Source organism: Mesorhizobium sp. M2A.F.Ca.ET.037.01.1.1 (assembly GCF_003998075.1).
In the GTDB taxonomy this organism is placed as follows: domain Bacteria; phylum Pseudomonadota; class Alphaproteobacteria; order Rhizobiales; family Rhizobiaceae; genus Mesorhizobium.
Genome location: NZ_RZSA01000648.1, coordinates 1 through 3,938 on the forward strand (window position 1 = coordinate 1; position 3,938 = coordinate 3,938).

A 3,938-nucleotide genomic window follows, 5' to 3' on the forward strand; every position below is an offset into this window, starting at 1 on the left:
GTGCTGGAGTTCGTCCGCTACCGCTTCCAGGACGTCCGGATCACCATCGACGACGGCGAGCCGGTCGAGGCGCGAATGGCGCTGGTGGCGGTGGCCAACGGCAAATTCTTCGGCGGCGGCATGATGATCGCGCCGGACGCCGAGCTCGCCGACGGCCAGTTCGACATCGTCATCCTGCGCGCTGCCGGCAAGCTCGGGCTGATAAGGGACATCCGCCTGCTCTATGGCGGGCGGCACCGCAACCATCCGGCGATCACCATCCTGCGCGGCCGCAAGGTGCTGGTCGAGCCGTTGGGCGATGCCGAGAAAAATGGCGCGCTGGTCGATATAGACGGCGAGTCGCCGGGCCGGATTCCGGCGACGTTCGAGATCCTGCCCGGCGCCCTGACCTTAAGAGGTTGAATCAACTGGCTGAGGGCTTGATTCAGCAGGTAAGGCCAGCCCATTGAAATAACTAGCTAAATTTCTACCAGACTACAGTCCAAGCTTGGCCGGGAAGCCCGGCGCGCGCAGCTCAACGCCGACCGCATCCTCGAGCAGCTTGACGATCTGCGTCGACCAGGCGTCGCCGCCATAGGCGCGCTTGCCTTGCTCGAAGATCGCGTTGACGCGTGTCGCCAGATCGAGCGGCGCGCCGAAATCCCTGCCCATGGCGAGCGCGAAGCCGAGATCCTTCAGCGCCAGGTCCATGGTGAAACCGATGTCGTAGGAGCCGTTGAGCACGAGCTGGCTTTCGGTCTCGTGGACGAAGCTGTTGCCGGAAGAGGCCGCGATCGCGTGATAGGCCTGGGCGAGGTCGAGACGGCCTTGCTTGGCCAGCATCAGCGCCTCGCCCGCGGCGACGAGATGGATGAAGGCCAGCATGTTTGTGATCACCTTGATCACCGCCGCCGAGCCGACTGGTGCATCAGGAAGGATCTTGCGCACATCGCCTCGATGGCCGGGCGATGGCGTTCGTAGAGCGCGGCGTCGCCGCCGACGAGCGCCGTGATCCTGCCCACTGCGGCCAGATGCACGCCGCCGGTGACCGGACATTCCAGCGTCTCGATGCCCTTTGCCGAAGCAAGCGCGGCGAGCCGCAAAATCTCGTCACGGCCGTTGGTCGACATCTCGATCCAGGTGCCACCCTTAGGTAGGCCCTGGAGCAATCCGTCCGGGCCGGCGAGCACTGCTTCGCTGACCCTGGGCGAGGGCAGGCAGGTGATCGCGTTGCCGGCGCGGGCAGCGGCCTCGGCCGGGCCCGCCGCCGCAATGGCGCCGAGCGCGACGAGGCACTCGACCGCCGCCGGGTCGCGATCGAAGACCGTGACGGCGAAGCCTTTGCGCAGCAGGCTGGCGGCAAGGTTGCCGCCGAGATGGCCCAGACCGATGAAGGCGTAAGCGAGGGTCACGGCATCAGCGGCGTCTGCATCATCTGCAGATGCAGGTCCAAGCCGCTATAGGGGTGCGCGTCGCAGACCGCCTCGTCTAGCTCGACGCCGAGGCCCGGCTCCTTCGACGGGATGACGTTGCCGTCCTGCCATCCGATCTTCTTCTTGAGCAGGGTGGCGTGAAAACCGTCCCACTGTTTCAGCGATTCCAGGATGAGGAAATTGGGCAGCGTCACCGCGAGCTGGATGTTGGCGGCGCCGACGATCGGGCCGCAATAGCAGTGCGGCGCCACCTGGATGTGGTAGGCCTCGGCCATGGCGGCGATCTTCTTGGTTTCGAGGATGCCGCCGGAGCGGCCGAGGTCGGGCTGCAGGATGGTCGCGGCGCGGTTTTCGATGACGCGGGCGAACTCGAATTTCGTCGTCAGCCGCTCGCCCGTGGCGATCGGAATCGAGGTGCCGCGGGCTACCTGCGCCATCACCTCGGGCATATCCGGCGGCACCGGCTCCTCGAACCAGAGCGGATCGTAAGGCTCGATGGCGCGCGCCAGGCGCAGCGCGCCCGAAGCGGTGAACTGGCCATGCGTGCCGAACAGGATGTCCGCCCTGTTACCGACGGCCTCACGGATCGCCTTGATCATGCGCGCCGACAGGTCGATGTCGATCAAGCGCGGCTGGTGGCCGTCATAGGCAGTGTAGGGGCCGGCCGGGTCGAGCTTCACGGCGTTGAAGCCCTGCTCGACATATTCGAGCGCGCAGGCGGCGGCCATGTCTGGGTCGTTATAGACGTTCTTGCCCCGCGCATCTTCCGAATGGACGCTGCCGGTGTGCGGATAGAGATAGGTGTAGGAGCGCAGCGTCTCATGCACCTGGCCGCCAAGCAGCTTGTAGACCGGCTTGTCCGCCTCCTTGCCGATGATATCCCAGCAGGCCATTTCGAGCGCCGAGAAGCAGCCCATGCCAGAGACGTCCGGGCGCTGGGTGAAGCCGGACGAGTAGACGCGGCGGAACAGGTTTTCGAGATCGTGCGGGTCGCGGCCGACGAGGTAGCGTTCGGCCATGTCCTCGATCATCCTGGCGGTGACATGCGCCGAGAAGGTGGCGTTGTAGGCTTCGCCATAGCCGACGACGCCGCCATCGGTGGTGAGCTTGACGAAGATGAAATACTTGCCGCCGATGCCGGGCGGCGGGTTGCCGACAACCCAGGTCTTGACGTCGGTGATTTTCATTTCTGATCCTCCAGAACCAGCTCGGCGCCTTTCCATCCGGTCAGGATCGAGGCGGCGTTGGTGTTGCCCGTGATGTTGTCGGGGAAAATCGAAGCGTCGATGACGCGCAGGCCCTCGAGCCCGTGCACCCGAAGCCGTGGATCGACGACGGCGCGCGCGGCGTCCGGCCCCATGCTGCAGGTCGAGACCGGGTGGTAGACCGTGCCCGAGCGCTTCCTGAAATCCTGGATGAGGTCGGCGTCCGATTGGATCGAGGGACCAGGCAGCACCTCTTCCTCGATGATCTCGGCCATGGCCGGCATCGCGGCGATCCTGCGCACGAACTTCACCGCGGCCAGCATCTCGTCGACATCGGCATTGGTCGAATAGGCGTTGGCCGTGATCCTCGGATAGTCGCGCGGATTGTTTGAGCGGATCATGATCTCGCCGCGGCTCGACGGGCGGCAGTTGGACAGGCCGATCGAGAAACCCGGCCAGGGGTCGGGCGTCAGGATCGGACGTTCGCCGCTCTTCGGGATGACGGTCGAGAAGGCCTGGAAATAAAGCTGCATGTTCGGCCGCGCCATCGACGGATCGGTGCGGAAGAAGCCGCCGGCATTGTTCATCGACAGCGACAGCGGACCGGAGCGCAAGAGGATGTATTGCATGCCGACGAGCAGCTTGCCCCACCAGGGCCGCAGGATCTGGTTCAGCGTCGGCAGCTTGCCTTTGAACGTGTAGTTGATGCCGACATGGTCCTGCAGGTTGGCGCCGACATTGTCGTTGGCGTGGACAACCGGGATCCCCAGATTGCCAAGCAGCGCCTCGGGGCCGACGCCGGACAGCTGCAGCAACTGCGGCGAGTTGATCGAGCCGCCCGAGAGGATCACCTCGCGGCCGGCGCTCGCGGTTTTCTTCGTGCCGTTCTGTTCATATTCGACGCCGACGGCGCGCTTGCCCTCGAACAGGATTCTTGTCGCCAGTGCGTTGGTCTCGACGCGAACGTTGGAGCGTGTCATCGCCGGGCGCAGGAAGGCGCGGGCGGCAGACATGCGGCGGCCGTTCCTGGTCGTGATCTGGTAGACGCCGACGCCTTCCTGGAAGGCGCCGTTGAAGTCCGGATTGAAGGGCAGCCCGGCCTGCTCGGCGGCGGCGAGATAGCGCTTGGTCAGCGGGTGCACCGCGCGCGAACAATCGGTGATATGCAGCGGTCCGCCGACGCCGCGCCATTGGTCGGCGCCGGCCGCATTGTCCTCCATCGCCTTGAAGGAGGGCAGCAGATCGTCATAGCCCCAGCCCGGATTGCCGGCGGCCGCCCAGGCGTCGAAATCCTCGCGCGCGCCGCGGATGAAGACCATGG

At 65.5% G+C, this 3,938-nt stretch carries 2 protein-coding genes and 2 pseudogenes; 1 reads left to right on the forward strand and 3 read right to left on the reverse strand.

Annotation, left to right across the window (positions count from 1 at the left end; genetic code table 11):
* A pseudogene (locus EOA27_RS26150) lies at positions 1–402 on the forward strand (diacylglycerol kinase family lipid kinase); the annotation flags it as partial.
* 72 nt (positions 403–474) lie between these two features.
* On the opposite strand, the pseudogene EOA27_RS26155 reads toward EOA27_RS26150, so the two are convergent.
* From EOA27_RS26155 to EOA27_RS26165, 3 genes and pseudogenes are all read right to left on the reverse strand, one after another.
* Positions 475–1,391, reverse strand: a pseudogene (locus tag EOA27_RS26155) (NAD(P)-dependent oxidoreductase).
* Complete coding sequence (locus EOA27_RS26160; RefSeq protein ID WP_126081689.1) at positions 1,388–2,599, reverse strand: mandelate racemase/muconate lactonizing enzyme family protein; 1,212 nt, start codon at positions 2,597–2,599, stop codon at positions 1,388–1,390. The pseudogene EOA27_RS26155 and the gene EOA27_RS26160 overlap by 4 nt, the downstream one beginning before the upstream one ends.
* Positions 2,596–3,938, reverse strand: a 1,343-nt coding sequence (locus tag EOA27_RS26165) for a GMC family oxidoreductase N-terminal domain-containing protein (RefSeq protein ID WP_127257614.1), incomplete at its 5' end; no start/stop codon positions are given. The genes EOA27_RS26160 and EOA27_RS26165, both read right to left, overlap by 4 nt.

Excerpts from the sequence above, each read along its gene's own strand:
- EOA27_RS26160 (WP_126081689.1), bottom strand. The coding sequence starts at position 2,599 with ATGAAAATCACCGACGTCAAGACCTGGGTTGTCGGCAACCCGCCGCCC.